The 16,195-nt window shown below is 25.3% G+C and carries 15 protein-coding genes; 6 read left to right on the forward strand and 9 right to left on the reverse strand.

Annotation, left to right across the window (positions count from 1 at the left end; genetic code table 11):
• The first annotated feature begins 1,750 nt into the window (after positions 1-1,750).
• Positions 1,751-3,595, forward strand: a complete 1,845-nt coding sequence (locus tag GBG18_RS13555) for a hypothetical protein (RefSeq protein ID WP_152191896.1) — start codon at positions 1,751-1,753, stop codon at positions 3,593-3,595.
• Between the two features lie 20 nt (positions 3,596-3,615).
• On the opposite strand, the gene GBG18_RS13560 is transcribed toward GBG18_RS13555, so the two are convergent.
• A complete protein-coding gene (locus GBG18_RS13560) occupies positions 3,616-4,329 on the reverse strand; it encodes a hypothetical protein (RefSeq protein WP_152191898.1) in 714 nt (237 codons plus the stop codon).
• On the reverse strand, positions 4,329-4,847 hold the full coding sequence (locus tag GBG18_RS13565) for a hypothetical protein (RefSeq protein WP_152191900.1): 519 nt from the start codon (positions 4,845-4,847) through the stop codon (positions 4,329-4,331). The genes GBG18_RS13560 and GBG18_RS13565 overlap by 1 nt, the downstream gene beginning before the upstream one ends.
• 530 nt (positions 4,848-5,377) lie before the next feature.
• Between GBG18_RS13565 and GBG18_RS13570 the strand changes: the two genes are divergently transcribed.
• The 4 genes from GBG18_RS13570 (at position 5,378) to GBG18_RS13585 (ending at position 9,496) form a co-directional block, all read left to right on the forward strand.
• The gene (locus GBG18_RS13570; RefSeq protein WP_152191902.1) at positions 5,378-5,770 is read left to right on the forward strand and encodes a helix-turn-helix domain-containing protein; all 393 of its coding nucleotides are present in this window, start codon (positions 5,378-5,380) and stop codon (positions 5,768-5,770) included.
• A gap of 3 nt (positions 5,771-5,773) precedes the next feature.
• The gene (locus GBG18_RS13575) at positions 5,774-7,009 is read left to right on the forward strand and encodes a type II toxin-antitoxin system HipA family toxin (protein ID WP_152191903.1); all 1,236 of its coding nucleotides are present in this window, start codon (positions 5,774-5,776) and stop codon (positions 7,007-7,009) included.
• Positions 7,010-7,311: 302 nt separating this feature from the next.
• Positions 7,312-8,442: an AAA family ATPase gene (locus GBG18_RS13580; RefSeq protein ID WP_152191905.1), complete on the forward strand. Its 1,131-nt coding sequence runs from the start codon at positions 7,312-7,314 to the stop codon at positions 8,440-8,442.
• 1 nt (position 8,443) lies between these two features.
• Positions 8,444-9,496 carry a ParB/RepB/Spo0J family partition protein gene (locus GBG18_RS13585; RefSeq protein WP_152191907.1) on the forward strand — a complete coding sequence of 351 codons (1,053 nt, stop codon included), beginning with the start codon at positions 8,444-8,446 and terminating at the stop codon, positions 9,494-9,496.
• Between the two features lie 583 nt (positions 9,497-10,079).
• Here the strand turns inward: GBG18_RS13585 and GBG18_RS13590 are convergent.
• From GBG18_RS13590 to GBG18_RS13605, 4 genes are read right to left on the reverse strand one after another with little or no spacing between them, the layout of a single operon-like run.
• Entirely contained in the window at positions 10,080-10,478 is a 399-nt protein-coding gene (locus GBG18_RS13590) for a hypothetical protein (RefSeq protein ID WP_152191909.1), read from the reverse strand.
• A 27-nt stretch (positions 10,479-10,505) separates the two neighbouring features.
• Positions 10,506-11,489 (reverse strand): IS3 family transposase, encoded by a 984-nt coding sequence (locus GBG18_RS13595; protein WP_152191911.1) that lies wholly within the window; start codon positions 11,487-11,489, stop codon positions 10,506-10,508.
• Positions 11,381-11,689, reverse strand: a complete 309-nt coding sequence (locus GBG18_RS13600) for a transposase (protein ID WP_152191912.1) — start codon at positions 11,687-11,689, stop codon at positions 11,381-11,383. Before GBG18_RS13600 ends, GBG18_RS13595 begins: the two co-directional genes overlap by 109 nt.
• A gap of 55 nt (positions 11,690-11,744) precedes the next feature.
• Complete coding sequence (locus GBG18_RS13605) at positions 11,745-12,185, reverse strand: hypothetical protein (RefSeq protein WP_152191914.1); 441 nt, start codon at positions 12,183-12,185, stop codon at positions 11,745-11,747.
• A 288-nt stretch (positions 12,186-12,473) separates the two neighbouring features.
• On the opposite strand from GBG18_RS13605, the gene GBG18_RS13610 reads away from it, so the two are divergent.
• Positions 12,474-13,484 carry a tyrosine-type recombinase/integrase gene (locus tag GBG18_RS13610; RefSeq protein WP_152191916.1) on the forward strand — a complete coding sequence of 337 codons (1,011 nt, stop codon included), beginning with the start codon at positions 12,474-12,476 and terminating at the stop codon, positions 13,482-13,484.
• A 166-nt stretch (positions 13,485-13,650) separates the two neighbouring features.
• Here the strand turns inward: GBG18_RS13610 and GBG18_RS13615 are convergent, their stop codons facing one another.
• The 3 genes from GBG18_RS13615 to GBG18_RS15385 form a co-directional block, all read right to left on the reverse strand.
• Positions 13,651-14,697 (reverse strand): SAVED domain-containing protein, encoded by a 1,047-nt coding sequence (locus GBG18_RS13615; RefSeq protein ID WP_152191918.1) that lies wholly within the window; start codon positions 14,695-14,697, stop codon positions 13,651-13,653.
• Complete coding sequence (locus GBG18_RS13620; protein WP_152191920.1) at positions 14,684-15,322, reverse strand: type II CBASS E2 protein; 639 nt, start codon at positions 15,320-15,322, stop codon at positions 14,684-14,686. Before GBG18_RS13620 ends, GBG18_RS13615 begins: the two co-directional genes overlap by 14 nt.
• On the reverse strand, positions 15,319-16,195 hold an 877-nt coding region (locus GBG18_RS15385; RefSeq protein ID WP_226898710.1), incomplete at its 5' end, for a nucleotidyltransferase family protein. The genes GBG18_RS15385 and GBG18_RS13620, both read right to left, overlap by 4 nt.

Here is a 16,195-nt window from a genome sequence, read left to right on the forward strand (position 1 = left end):
TATCTATTATATTAAATCCTTTAAATGCATTAAAATCCTCATACTCTTTTTCAATTTCTTTTAATTTATCAAAATCAATACATTTTATTAAATTATCATATTCAAATTCTGTAAGATCTATTCTTTTATAAAAAAGTTTCATTTACGTTATCCCCTCCTATATATTTTCATTAAATGAAATGAAAGTATATCTCATTTTTGCTTTATTCTAATTCTCGCATATAAAATTTTTGTGACATTAGATTAGTTTTAAAAGGTGAAGATATATAAAATTTTTATAAACATAACTTTTAAACTTTATAAATATTTCTGTTAGGTTTGGGAAGAATCATTCATCATTTTATATTTTTACTTTTTTTACTTAAAGATTGAAATAGAATTAGTCTTTATATTGTTTATCTTATTGTCTTCTAATCTTCTAATCCTATAGAAGGGTCCTGTATTGATTATCCCATCGACTTTATCTGTAAACATGCAAGAATACTTTTGACAAGATTTTTTATTAAATGACATTTAAAGTAGAGTTGTTTTAACATATTTTGGTAATAAAGATGACATTAAACTAGAAATGTTCTGACAAATGATATTAAATTGAACGATCTTTCTAATAGTAGTAATACTTTGACATGAATTTTACTAAATTTAGAATACTTTTGACATTGTAAACAATTGATAAGATTTTTCTGTTATTTACAGATAGAAAGATTTTATATGCAAATATAATGACAAATTCTTTTAGTTTTAATTTTATTATAAAGATATGAACAAAGTTACATTTTACTATTATTTAATATCTTAAGAGCAATATAAAGAAAATTAAATTTTTTGTTTAAAAGTGTTTATATATTAAATCTTATTTATCTTCTAATCTTATACTCTTATACTCTTATAGAAGGATACTGTATACATGAATTTATAGGCTTTATTAAGACTCTTGGCAGATGTCATTTGACACGATTATATCTGCTAATGTATTTATAATAGTATATGATTGACATATTTTTGTATTTATTTTGACATTAAACTAGATAAGGTTTGACAAAAACCATTTAATCTTATTTTTTTTATAATAGGAGTTGTACATTGACATAAATTTTATTGATACTAGAACAGTTTTGACTGATAAATATTAAACCAGAATAGTTTTGACATAGTATTTACTAATGATATGACTTATTTTGACATAAAAGAGAATACATTTGACAAATGAGAGCGGATAAACACCTTGATTATCTATTCTAGAAGTCTTTTGACAGATATTGTTTTAAAGTAGAATACTTTCGACATTAATTGACTCATTCCAGAATACTTTTGACAGCTAAATAATTAAATTAGAATACTTCTGACAAAAAAAAACAACATATTTATATAAAAGTTCGGTTTAACTACTAAAACAGAAGTCTTTTGACATAATTCTCTTATTGAAACTTATTTTTTTCTGAAGAAAATAGATATTTTACAACATAATGGATATTGATAACAACTAACTGGATCATGATACTCCCATTTTAAAGTATACTGGAGAAGCAATACCCCCTTAACAAAAAATAAATAATATGTAAATAATGTTAATAATAAATTTACAATTAATAAATATTTCATTTAGTAATTATAAATAAATTTACAAAAAAATGAATAATTGCAGTTTTTTTTACTATGGATAAGTAATACCCCTTTTAATTTTAAGATGGATTTAGATATTCTACTTTCTATATATTATGGATTTAAATACTCCACTAAGGAATACTATATGATTGAGAAAGAAAATACCCTTTTTACAGAAGATGAATTACATGGAAATCCTGCCGCAGGCTTTATTCAAGTAAGTACTAATCTTATACGTGGTGGTAGTACAGTTAAGAAAAAGAAAATAATACGTGGTGGAATTGAAGTTATGATTAGTGAAGCAACTCCTAATGATAAAAAAATTGAAGATACATGTATTGAGATATTTCAAACTAAAGAAATTAGAAAAAGAATTAATTATAATGAATTACAAGATGAAGCATTAAATGTGTTATCTGATAAGTTTGGCGAATATGGATTAATAACTTCAGATGAGTTCACTAAAGCTAAAAATAAATTAATATTAAATACAAGAAAAATAGCAGTTGACAATTATATAAAAAATTCTGTTGCGGAAAGTATTCCAAAAACTATTAAGTTTCCTATTAAAGAGTTTATAAAAAGAACAGGTATTACTAGAATTCAAGGAAGATTTAATGAAGCATTAAAAGTAATATCTGAATCCTCTACAAAACTAAGTCATTCTTGGATGAGTCAAACAGTTGAGTTCAAGGAAAAGAATGGAAAAAAAATAGCTGAAATTAAAAATGATTTGACACAAGGTTCTATAATCCCAAAATTCAAATTAAGATTTAATGATAAGATAAAGAAACATTTATCAGAAGATGAAATAAGAGCTATGACTATTGAAAGTTTTATTGAGTTAGATGTTCCGAATAAGTCTAGTTATATAGATGAAATTATAATGGAAACAGATCCTGAAACAGTAGTTGAAATAATTGGTGTTGGACTTTTTGGTTCATTGTTTGGTAAAGGTTATGCAAGAAGTGAAAGAAGAAATAGAAATTTATATAAAAAGAGTGCAACATTTAATTTTGATTTATTAGTTAGAAGTATAATTAATATTCCTCACAATACAACATTAACAGAATTTACTTTTGATCAATTAAAAGATATTCTGGGAGCTAGCTCATATAATAAATGGGAATCATTTAAGAAAAGTGTTTTGTTACCTGTTCTTAAAGAACAAGAACTTTACACAGAAGTAAAGTGTGAATATATATTATTGCCATCTCAAAAGAATTGGACTCATATAAAATTAATACCTTCATGGAAAACAACTAGTTTGGGATTTGAAGCTGAAAAAAGAGGCTTTGATTATCTTGCATATTTTATAGCTGTACAACATAAGTTTTTTCAAGCTAACAGTTTAGATGAATCATTAGAACATTTTATTCCACATGTACAAAGTGCAATATACAGTTTTAATGATGAAGATATCGTTTGGGGTAAAACTTTACTTGAATGGAAAACATATACTAAAAAAGTTTATGAAGTAGAAAAAGAACTTTTAGAATTTATATCTCAAAATCAAGATATTTTAGATGATAATAATATATTTTATGATGAAAGACTTTTGTGCCTTTTAAAACGGAATTTTAAAGAAGAAGAAATATTAGAAGAAAATAATCAATTAAAAAAGAAACAGAAGAAAAATTCATATATAACAACTAATATGTATAGAATTCAAGATCCAATTACCTCTTTAAGATATTTAAATGAATTGTTAGTAAAAGGTAAAGAAGATAGTAATTATTATATTTTTGATTTTATACCATTTCAATTTGCTTCTATGGAAGGTGGCTGGAAAAGTATTAATACATTAGAAGATTATCAACAATATAAAGACCCAATAAGAAGTGCTATCTATAAAAAGAAAGGTTCATTTTTTAGATTTGCTGAAGATGAAGTAAATAAGAAAGAAAACTTTTTATTAAATGTTGAAAGAGGTTCTTTCAAAGAAATTGATGAGAGATTTAAATTGTTGATGCAAGAAATATCATCATAAAATAAGTAATTTAGTTATAACTACTTCTTTTTAAAGAAAATATCTGCAAAGGCATGTTCTGCTTCAAGTAAGAATTTTATATGCTTTGCATTTTTTCTTAAGTTATCCTCATCTAGAACAAACATATTATTGTGAGTATTAATAATATTAGGCACTTCAAGCCTTAAATGTTCAATTTTTGCTTCTTGTTTAGTATTTATAACTTTTATAGTTGGATAAGTATCTTTTTTTTTAAAAGTTGAAATAACAATATCTAAATTTTCAAAATCTTTAAGTAAAAATTCTTTTTTTTCTATCACAGATTTAATTTTTTTATCTGCTTCTTTTTTTAGTTTAGTTACCTGGTAATTGTCATTAGTATTTTTAATTAATTCTGCTAAATTATTATTGATTTTATTTATTTCAATTGAATGGATGGCATCTATTTTGTGTTTAACTTTTTCCTTATCAGTTATATTTTTATATTTATGTTTAATATAAAGTTTATATGCAATAATTTGGTTTTCTTTGTCTCCAAAAAGTTTTGCTATTTGAAAAAAAGGATCTTTTGCTTTTCTACTCAACTTACTTTCATTAAAAGTTTTTGTAGCAGCTTCATATAATTTATAAATTTCAAGAAATTTTTCTTGATTTAAAAAGTATAATGAAGAACCTTCATATTCCATTTTTTCATTAGTATTTAGTATTGAAAGTACTTCAGACTTAAAAAATAAAATATCATTTTTTAACGACATCACTGTTCCTTAGAATTTTTTTGATTTATTTTTTGATAGGATCTTTGTGTTTTATATAAAGCATCTTTTATACTTTTTGTGAATATATCTAAAGTTTTAATAATGCTTCTAATTTCATATTCTTCAAAATGAACACTCATTAAACTTTTCTCATTATCTGATTCTTTGATATTAATATTTAAATATATTTTATTGTTGTCTTTTTTGATAGATAGATATTTTATATTAGAATTATTAGAGTTCTTTGACTTTGAAGAGTCCGTAAATTTTTTATAATTAGATGTACCATTCCTATATACTTCATCTAGAGCATAAATTATATTGTAAATATCAAATACTTTCATTTGCATAGTAATTGTATTTGAAGTATTAAATTGTTCTGTAAGGCTTAAAAATATTAATTCACTTACAAAGTAATTGTTTTGCTTTGACATTGCAACCTCAAGCTTCCCTGTAATTGTTAGATAATTAACTTGACCTAATATCTCTTCATTTATAAATATTTTTAATGTACTCATTTTTTAACACCTGTCATATATCTTTTAAGTAATCTATCACTAATATAAATATTATATCCTAAAATCTTCTTCTTTGCAAATCTGACATAAGCTTTATTCTATAGTGTTCTTTGTTCTCCTTTTGTTCAAAATCAATTGAAAAACAATTTTTTGTATGAGTGGAAATAAAAGGATGAAAAGGGGAAAAAAGAAAAAAAGGAACGTATTTTGATTTGCAAAAATGTTTTGAAGAATAAGAGAAATTAAAGCATCTTATATATTTGTTAAATGATAGATTACTTAAAAGTGATATAACGTATCTAAGTAGATATTTATATTTTAAAGCTAAAAATATAAATATTATTGTAAAACATACAATCATAATCTAATAGTCGTATACATAACTATTGACTTTGATTAAATATTATAATAGTCGCTAATATAACTATTAAGTTTCAAATGGTATAATTAATATATAAAAGTTGTAAATACGACTATAAGGTTAATTAAATATATTTTATAGTCGTTTATATAACTATTAAGGAATAGATATGTTGGAATTTAAAACATCAAGAGAAATTGAAGATATTATAGCAAAAAGAATTAAAAGCGAAAGACTTAGACAAAATATTACTCAATCTTCAATGGCAAAAAAAACTGGAATGGCGCTTACAACATATAAAAAATTTGAGCATAAAGGGAAGGGTACTTTTGATAATTTCATAAAAATATTAATGGGATTAGGAAAGATAACAGAAATAGATAATTTTCTAAAAGAGCCAGTGTTCTCTCCAAAAGCACAAATCAAATCTAATAATAAACTGTATAAAAAAGCAAGAGTTAGAGCTAGTTCAGAACAAGATGTTGTAGGTAGTAATAAAAATAATACATTTGCAGGTATGAGTCCATTTCAAGCAATTATAGCAAAAGCAAAGAAGGAGTAAGGAGTGGAATTAAAAGTAAAAATATATGGTGAGATAGTAGGATATCTTGCAGAAGATAAGAACAATAATATTAGCTTTGAATATGAAGATGATTTTTTAAAAAACGATTTAGAAATATCTCCAATAAAACTAAAGAAATCAACTACAGGCATTTATCATAATAGTGATGATACTTATTTTGGTGGATTAGCAGGAGTATTTCATGACTCTTTACCTGATAAGTTTGGTAATGCAATTATTGAACAATACTTTGCAGATAAAGGTATTGAAAGAAATGAATTATCATTACTTCAAAAGTTAGCTTATGTAGGTGTTAATTCAATGGGAGCATTAGAATATATACCAAGTGAAAAAACAGAAGAAGTCAAAGTAGCACTTGAAATTAGAGAACTTGTTGATGCTGCAAGAGATGTAATTAATGGAACTGCAAAACATGTAATCCCAGAACTAATGGAATCAGGAGCTTCTGCAGGTGGTGCAAGAGCTAAAGCTATTATTGCATGGAATAAGAAAACTGGAGAGATTAGGTCCGGACGAGAAATTGTAAAAAAAGATTTTGAACATTATATTTTTAAATTTGATGGTACTAATGATAATCGAAAAGCAGAAGAGTATACAAGAATAGAATATATTTATATGAAGATTGCAAAAACTTGTGGACTGAATGTATCAGAAGTTGAACTATTTAAAGAGAGAGAATATAACCATCTAGCAGTAAAAAGGTTTGATAGAATAGGCGAGAAGAAAGTTCATATGCACTCATTATGTGGAATAACACATATTGATTTTAATAAACCAGGTATATTCTCATATGAAGATTATCTAAGAACAGTGCAAGCAATTACTAATAGTGATGAGCAAATACAATTAGCAATAATGCATATGATATTTAATATAATAAGTAGAAACCAAGATGATCATGCAAAGAATTTTAGTTTCTTAATGGATGAGCATGGCAATTGGGTAAATTCTCCAGTTTATGATTTAACTTATAGTAATGGTTCGGGATATACTAGTTCTCATCAATTATCACTAAATGGTAAAAGAAAAAATATTAATAGAGCTGATATATTAAAAGTGTGTGAACTATTTGGTTATAAAGAAGAAGTAATTGATATGATAATTGATGTAATGGTAAAAACATTTTCAAAGAGATTTGTAGATTACTGTGCGGAGCTAAATATAAGTGATGAAAGGAGAGATAAGATTTTAAGTGAAATGAATAAATTAGAGAAGTAATTATATGTTCACTTAAGTAAAAATCTTACGTGAACGTAGGTGTTTTTTTTGACAACCAAGTTTTTAATATAGCTTTCATATATAATCCTCGTATAATTTTACTATGAAATAACATTAATAGAAAATAGTATTTTATAGAAGAGTGATTATATTATCTATGTCAAAGTAATTAATATAGTAACATAATATTAAAACTTATATTTATAATTACACTTTTATCTTGACTTATTACTCTATTATGGTAAGATACTCTAAATAATAAAATTACTTAAATAGAGTAATTTACTTTAAGAGGTTAAAAAATGAGATTAATTTCTAAAATTGATGAGATTGCAGCATTTGCACAAGTGAATAAACATAAAGTTAAAGAATTAATGCTTTCTGGTGCAATTCCTGCTGTTGTCAATGAATCTACAAATAGGAAGTTTTTTTATACTACGGATACTTTAATTGATTTTGCAGCATATAAAGTATCTCAATATAAAAAAACAACGGCTGAAAATTATAGAGATTTATTTCTATATGATGATTTAGATACAAATATGTACGAAAATAATGATTCAAAATGTGTTACTTATTCTGTTACTAATCAAAAAGGTGGTGTTGCTAAAACTACTGTTTCAGTAAATATTGCTTCAAATCTAGCTTTTCTAGGTCAAAGGGTATTATTAATAGATTTAGATTCACAGTCTCAATCTACTAGATATCTAAATAAAGAACAATATATAGGAAAAAGTTTAGTAAATGTATTAAATGAAATAATACAAAATGGTAAGGTTACTAAGGAATTTATTGAACAATTTATTGTTAAGCATGAGGTTGTAAATGATAAAACTATTGATGTCCTACCCAGTGAACTAAGATTAGCAAAAATTTTTGAAATGTGTAGAACTGTTTCAATGCCACATACAATATTAAAAAAAATAATTGATAAAATCAAAGACTCTTATGATGTAATATTACTTGATTTACCACCTTCCTCTGGAATGTCAATAGAACAAGCTTTATTTGCATCTGACAAAGTAATATTAGCTACTGATTGTGACGAGTTTTCTAAAGAAGGTATCGAAGTGACTTTAGAAGGAATAAAAGCTTTTAATGAAAGTGTACAAAAAGATCTTATTATTGATTCATGCTTTATATCAAAATTTAATAAGAATGCTAAAATACATTCAACGATCAAAAATGATATTATGGAAATGTTAGATGAAAAAGGTTTTGACAAGGATAAAATTTTTACAATACCATACTCCTTAATCATTCCAGAATCACAATATGAAGCTGCTCCATTAATTGGTTTTTTTCAAAAAGAAAACTATAACCCTAAAAATGATACTGTTAATTATGTTTCAACAATAAACCAAGCTATTTTGGTAAATGAGCATTTCTTAGATTATGCAATAAGAATTATAAAAGATAAAGAGAGTAATTAATATGAAACCTACTAATAAAATGAATATAAATGAGTTACTTGAAGAGAAGGAATCTTTAGAAAAAAAAGAGAAAAAGAATAATCAAGAAAAAGCTAGATTGAAAAAATTATTGCAAGAGATAACTAAAAAAAACAATAAAGTCATAATTACTGATACTTTTACTAATGATTCAATGCAAAATGATTTAAAATTACAATATATAAATATCAAAGATATTGTAATGCCTAAATATGATGATCGATCAGGTATTGATAAAGCTAGAATTATAAGTCTAGCAGAATCAATTAAGAATAATGGACTAATACAGCATCCTGTTCTTAAAGATTTAGGAGATGGTACTTATGAAAAGAAGGTAGGTAGAAGAAGAATTTTAGCTACAAAACATAATGGTAACGAGAAGATCCTTGCAAAAATATTACCTTTAGGATTGACTGATGAAGAGGAAGACTTTATAATTTGGGATGAAAATAACCAAAGAGAAGATTTAAACTTATATGATAAAATTAGATTCCATCTAAGATTTATATGTAGAAAATTTGAATTACTTAATGATGCTGAAGCCATAAAATTAATTAATAATTGTCATTTTTTCAAAAAACCTAAAGCAACTGTTTCAGATGAGAATAGACAAAAAGTTATTGACCTTGAAAAGTTTCTAGTTAAATTAGGGTCTTATAAGAGTGTTTCATCCTTAATGAATAATCTACAAGTATTAAATTTTGATGAATTCATTCTTGATGCTATGAAAGAAAGTAAGATTAGTTATAAGTTAGCATATCTATTAAATAAGTCTATAGAGCCTTTAAAAGTGATTTATAACAATAATGAAGATGAAGTTCAGAGAGAAATTGACTTTGTAATATCTAGTGAATATAGTGTTACTGAAGCTGAAAAATATATCTCTGGTATTATTAAAAACAATACTCCAAAAGATGAAGTTGAGATTAAATTCAATAAAACAATTAAAAAATTAAATAGAAAATTGAATAAAACAACTCCTGAAGATAGAGAAAAAGTGATTAAATCAATTGATGATTTATTAAAAAGTTTATAGTGTCTTTTATATATGTAGTTTTGATATTCCATGTTTTTTTGATTTAGTAATGTTATAAATCATTTTAATTTAGATGTTATTACCATATTTATAGAAACTTTTCTTTTCTCTTTAATATTTAAGAATATGCCTATAAAGTCAAATTAATATAAATTTTTTTATATAGTAAATTTATTCATAATATGCTATAATAATATTATGAACGAAACTTGTTCAAATACGATAGGACGTATATGAATACTATTAGCTACCAACTGATAGTAACTTCAAGAGATAAAAAAAGCCGAGACATTAACTTGTTTCGGCTTTTTTAATGATTGGCTTTTATTAGTGTGTGGGGTGGAGGAACTTATCTCACGGAGTAATATTATGTTACGCCCATTCAACTTAGAAGTGCAACACCAATCCTAAAATTATGCTGATAATTTCCTTTGTAAAATCTTAAAAAATATCTCATTTGGCGTTTTATACTCAAGAACTTTCCTCGGTCTATTATTTAATCTGTTTTGAATATTTATAATCTCTGTTCTAGATCTTTTGCTCTAACTAATTTAATTACCCTATCAGTTGGGTAGTTAAAAATTTAATCCTTTTTTACTCTAAAGTAAAGAAATTCTTCTATGTTTAAAACTTTTGAATCTTTAGCTTTTTTTAGTTCATTGATTATTATATTATCATTCATTCCAGCATCTTTCATAATAATTAATATTTTCAATTCATCAATTTTTGTATTAGCAATTTTTATTTTCATTTGATTATTAGAACTTGCTTTTAATAAACTGAATACCTCTGGAACAGAATTATCATTTATTAGAAATAACTCATATTTATTGAAAAATACATCTAGTTTTTCTTTTTCAAAATATACTTCTATTATAGTTCCATTTACCTTATAGTCTTCATTTTTACTATAAAGATAACATATGAAGGAAGAAACTCTGTGAGATGTACCATCATTATTCCAAGATAACTGATCTGTCAACCCCAAATGGGACACAAAAATAATAATCTACGCAGCCATTTCTAAACGTAACATTTTTTCTTCAAATTCAACTGGTGACATGTAATTATTATAAGAATGTAATCTTTGCCTATTATAAAAAATCTCTATATATTCAAATATCATTTCATTGGCTTGTGCTTTGCTTTTGAAAGATTGATGATAAACTAATTCTGTTTTTAAACTATGAAAAAAACTTTCAGAAACTGCATTATCCCAGCAATCACCTTTTCGACTCATACTTTGAATAATTCCATATTTTTTTAATAAATTTTTATGAGAATCAGATGCATACTGGCTTCCCCTATCTGTATGCCAAATTAGCCCTTTAGATGGATTTCTTCTTTTTATTGCCATCATTAAAGCGTCATTTACAAGTGATGTTTTCATATTTTCATCTATACTCCAACCTACTACTTTTCTTGAATATAAATCAATTACTATAGCTAAATATAAAGTCCCTTGTTGTGTTTTAATATACGTTATATCTCCAACATATTTATTATTTGGATTTGAACTATAAAAATCTCTATTTATTCTATTTGGTGCAATAGTAAAGTTGTGATTTGAATTAGTTGTTGTAACTTTAAATCTTCGTTTCATTTTTGTTCTTAAATTCAAAAACTTCATAATATTTGAAAGCTTAACTCTTGATACTATAAGTCCATACTTTTGTGCTAGTGTAACTTTCAATCTTCTTGTTCCATATGTTTGTCTTGACTGAATAAATATTTCTTTTACTAAAGTATTTAACTTTTCATCCACTTTGATTGTTTTACAACCTCTTAAAATCCAATTATAATAACAACTTCGACTTACTTTTAATACTTTACACATCAAATTTATTGGGAAACTATTTAAATTCTTTTTTATCCAAGCGTATCTTATATAGTTTCTTTTGCAAAGTACGCTGTTGCCTTTTTTAGAATATCCCTTTCTTGCTTTGCTATTGCAAGCTCTTTTTTTACTCTTTTTAGTTCCTCTTCCAAACACTCTTTTTTATTTGGTTCTTGAAATTGTTTTTTAGCTCTTGTTGGTATATTATTAGATCTTTTATATGCATTTATCCATGCATATAAGGTCTTAACATGCAAATCTAAATCTTGTGCTATCTTTGGTATCTTCTCTCCACTATTTAAAGCCAACTGAATTGTTGAATCTTTAAACTCTTGGGTATATTTTTTCTGTGCCATCTCTCTTCCTTAATAGGTTTTATTTTATCATAGACTTTTTTATTCTATGTCCTATTTAGTTTATCCAGATCAAACCTACCATTCCATTCATACTTATAAAATCGAAATCCCCTTTTTTCAGCTTCATTTTAAGACCATCATATGCATCTTCATAACTAATATTATTGGCAAATCCAAATTCAAATATAGATTTATAATTTATAGAATTAGATTTTGAAGCCAGTATAGAATCAATATTTTTTAAACTTATTTCTTTTTCATATTCTTTTTCAGATTTTAAATTTAATAACTCTCTAAATACTTCATCATTTCCACTATTGTATTCATAAATACTCCATATATTATTACTATTAAAACAATTCATTTCATTGTGTAAGTCTATATTTTGGAATTCTATTTTCTCAAATCGTTTTATTAATTCTTCTTTTTCTTCTAATAAAGTCCATTCTTTAAAGAACTTTTTCTTTATAATTTTTAGTAATTGAATGTTAAACATTTATAATCCTTTTAATTATATAATTATATCTTAAAAAAATTTGTTAAAAAAAATATTTATATACAAGAAGAAAATCACTCATTTAAATAAAGACATATAATTTATATTACAAAACCCTTAGAAACACTTTCTATGCATAACTATATAAACTTTCTAATTAAAACAGTTCACATTAATGATACATTATTATTATAATGTTTCATAAGTTACATTTTTATGATATAATTGATAAAAAATAAATTAGAAACTCCCATTTCATGGCTATTCTAATTTAATGAAGGTTTCTATATGAATTCTAAAGTTTGTGAAAAATTAACAAAATTTAAAGAACAGTTTTTAAAATTTCTAAAATCAATAAGAAAAGCAGAAAATACAATTTCATCTTATAAAACTACTCTTGTTTCATTTATTGACTATGTTGAACAATATGATGATGAGGTTGATATAAAAGATTTGAATATGATTTTCTTTTCAGAATTCTTAAATTACAAAACTGAAACACTTTTAGTTCAAGTAGATAAGAATGGAAAATTTGTTGAAGCTGCTGCTAGTTCTCAAAATTTATATATAAATCATTTAACACGTTTTTTTAAATTTGTAAGTACTAACTACAAAGATATGAAAAGTTTTGATTACAAGAATACTTTGAGTGAATTAAAGATTTCATTACCAGAAAGAGAACCAAAAGGTTTGGATGAAAGTGAAGTAAAAAAAGTATTGCAAACCTTAGAATTAAATATTAAAATAGCCTATGAATACGATATTTCAAAGAGTAGAGCAAAGGATAAATTACTAGAAAAAAAGAACAAATTATTCCTTGCTTATCGAAATTCTTTGATGTTTAAAATATATGTTTTTTCTGGAATTAGAGCATCAGCATTAATAGAGAAAAGAGTGTCTGAATTTAGATTAGATGATGATTTATATGAGTTTTCTATCATAAAAAAAGGAAATAAACAGGTTAAAGCTATTGTATCAGCTGCTAGAATTGAAAAAGAATTTAACTTTTATAAAGAGCATGGTTATGACCTTATTGCAATGAGTACTAAGAATAAAAATAGATCAATTAATAGGTCTGAAATTTGGAAAGTTTTACGTAAAATCTATAGTGATTCTTCAGTAGAACCTTATGGAATTCATTCATTAAGACATACATTTGCATTAGATTTATATAGAAAAACAAAAGATATTGTAACTGTTAAAGAGGTACTTCATCATAGCTCTACACAAACTACAAATATTTATGCAAAAGAAAGTGAAGAAACTATAAAAAACAACTACAGGAAGGCTATTTGTTAATAATATTTTAATATTGTACTGTGGAATTTCTTAACTCTTTACTATATTTTATGTCTAACCTTTGTTAATTTATTTAATCTAAGAATTAATAAATTCCGAGTACAAACTTAGGTTATCCACTCCACTTTGAGTTAATTTACCGTTTAGCTTTTACTTCAGTATAGAATTAAAGTATTTTCCCATTCAATAATTCAATACACCAATCTCTATCTTTTGTATCTTTATTATAGTTATGCAATACAATTGAAGGATATGTCTTTGGCATGTAACGAGTACCTAAATTAATACAAAATGATGCCCTTGCAGATACAAATAAATGGATTTTTGATTTTGTATTACTTAATTCTCCAATTATATTATTCAATTGTTCAAGTAAAGATTTCTGACTAATTTGTCCTTCAACATTATTTATTCCTAAGGAATCTTCTAATACTAAAAACAAAGTATTATCTACTAGTTCTTGAGGAATACTAGCTTTTTCAATTGAAAAAGAGTTAGAAATAGCGATTCCTACTTCACTATTCCCATTATATTTTAATTTACTAACTTTCTTATCAATATCTACCTCTTCAAAGTTTACTTTATACTTTATTTTAGAACCACCTTTATTTGGAATATACCAAATAAACTGGTCTCTATCAAAATCAAAAATTGAAATATTTGAAGTATAAGCACTACCAAAATTACTACCCATTAGATATAAATGAGGAAAACCACCAAGACTTGCTAGATATGTATTTTCTACATTCTTATTTTTTGCTCGGGGCTTAATTTCAAACTTCATATCATTCATATAACTATCAATAACTTCATCTTTTTTATATGTATTTATTTTTCTTTCAGTTCTGGATAGATTTGTTCTTCCTTCTTCAGGGAGAAAGCTTTTATCAAAGCTATCTGCTGAATCAAGTTTTGAATCACTTATATAATATAAATAATTCTCTTTCTTAGATGCTATTCTATAATCATCTATATTTTTTTTATATATTAATCCTATACCAGCAAGTATTAAAATACTTCCCACTATATATTCAATGCCAGAACTAGTATTATCCCATTTAAAGGAAAAATTTTCAGACGTAAAGTCATATGCACCAGTAGCAAAAAACAATGTCCCAAAGAAAACTAGAGTCAACCCAACTTTATACATACTCAATTTTCGTGATATCAAATATTGAAATATATAGTCTACAATTTTATTAAGCAGCTTCATTTTTTAGCTCCTTTAACAGTTGCATTAACCGTCTATCATATATTTTATTTGCTTCATCTGCAGCTGTTACAATAACATCTGTTTCTTTATCTTTTAAAGAGAGAGTATCTTCTTTTTTTTTATATTTAGGATTTAGTTCTCTATCAACTATATCTCCAGGTTCAACACCTCCACCTTTCCATTCCCCAGAATAAAGCCATTCTTCAAAGTAATATAACCAATGAGTAATCCAAGGTATATATTGTTGTCCAATTTCTTCATCTGAACTATAATCATTTGAATGAGGATAATATAAACACAATCGATACCTCTTATGGTCATATAAATGAGGAATAATACAATCCTCATTTTTTAGCTCCTCTAAAGAAGGTGTTAATACATATACATAAGGAGGGTAACCTTCTATATAAACAAGTAGAATTTTATAAATTCTGCTTAAAGAAGTAGGTTGTAAATTGAACTCTACCCAATTAATAAGAGATAGCTTTTTACTGTACCCAACTTTCTTTTGTAGAGTGCCTTTTATATCGTCTTTTATCCCTGCTCTAATCAAGTAATTTAAAAGAAAAGTAAATCTTTTCCTTGCTAAAAGAGTCCCTTTATGTCCAAATCTATTTAAATTCATAGATGTACTCCAAAGAACTTATTTTCTTTGATATTAGCAGTAGCTTCGGTAGTAGAAAGTATACTAATTGCTGTCATTCCTATATCCCTACCATGATTAACTTCATTATTTAATGAAGCTAACACATCAATAGAAGATTTTTTTCCATAAGATTTCTCAAGAACTTTTCCTATTTTATCCATACCATTTTGTTTTTGTAATTCATGAAGTTCATCATAAGCTGCTTTTTGCCATTGAGCAAAGCTCTTTGCATACTCAACATTAGTATTCCATTTTTCTGCAAAATTCTCATTTTCATTTGTTGGATTAGAAACTTTAAACCCATTATCTTTTTTTATAAAAAGATGCATTTGTCCTACAACATCTTTCATCATTTCAAAAGGACAAGTATATTCAATTCTCTCAAGAATAATCTTTTCATAAGATTTTGTAGCTAAAGTTGTAATTAATATAGAGATAGGCTTACATTCTACAGAGCCTTTCCCTCTTTCCATAAAATAATGATCTCTATGCTTTTTAAGAAGTTGTACGGTACTTCTTAATAATCCTTTATATTCATTATTATCAGGAATATCTTCAATTGTATAGCTCTCATTTATTGCTTGAACTGAAAGATTTGAATCAAAAGAATTAAACCTTTTTAAAACAAAGATAGGCATTAATTTTGCAATATTAGCAAACCACGTAGCAAATCCCTTTGGATTACTGTCTTTCCAGTCCTTTAACTTTTTATCTGGAACTAATTCCGCAGTATCTGTATAATGAGATTCTTCTGCTTCTACAAAAGGATTACTAATTGCTGGAGTAATATCTAAATGGAATTTAGTCTTGTAATTAATAGTCCAACATCTATTTTTTGATTCACATATATCT

It is taken from the genome of Poseidonibacter ostreae (genome assembly GCF_009208075.1).
Taxonomy (GTDB): domain Bacteria; phylum Campylobacterota; class Campylobacteria; order Campylobacterales; family Arcobacteraceae; genus Poseidonibacter; species Poseidonibacter ostreae.

Bases quoted from the DNA above. Each gene is read 5' to 3' on its own strand.
- GBG18_RS13555 (WP_152191896.1), top strand. From the start codon at position 1,751: ATGATTGAGAAAGAAAATACCCTTTTTACAGAAGATGAATTACATGGA.
- GBG18_RS13560 (WP_152191898.1), bottom strand. From the start codon at position 4,329: ATGTCGTTAAAAAATGATATTTTATTTTTTAAGTCTGAAGTACTTTCA.
- GBG18_RS13565 (WP_152191900.1), bottom strand. From the start codon at position 4,847: ATGAGTACATTAAAAATATTTATAAATGAAGAGATATTAGGTCAAGTT.
- GBG18_RS13570 (WP_152191902.1), top strand. From the start codon at position 5,378: ATGTTGGAATTTAAAACATCAAGAGAAATTGAAGATATTATAGCAAAA.
- GBG18_RS13580 (WP_152191905.1), top strand. From the start codon at position 7,312: ATGAGATTAATTTCTAAAATTGATGAGATTGCAGCATTTGCACAAGTG.
- GBG18_RS13585 (WP_152191907.1), top strand. From the start codon at position 8,444: ATGAAACCTACTAATAAAATGAATATAAATGAGTTACTTGAAGAGAAG.
- GBG18_RS13600 (WP_152191912.1), bottom strand. From the start codon at position 11,689: ATGGCACAGAAAAAATATACCCAAGAGTTTAAAGATTCAACAATTCAG.
- GBG18_RS13605 (WP_152191914.1), bottom strand. From the start codon at position 12,185: ATGTTTAACATTCAATTACTAAAAATTATAAAGAAAAAGTTCTTTAAA.
- GBG18_RS13610 (WP_152191916.1), top strand. From the start codon at position 12,474: ATGAATTCTAAAGTTTGTGAAAAATTAACAAAATTTAAAGAACAGTTT.
- GBG18_RS13615 (WP_152191918.1), bottom strand. From the start codon at position 14,697: ATGAAGCTGCTTAATAAAATTGTAGACTATATATTTCAATATTTGATA.
- GBG18_RS13620 (WP_152191920.1), bottom strand. From the start codon at position 15,322: ATGAATTTAAATAGATTTGGACATAAAGGGACTCTTTTAGCAAGGAAA.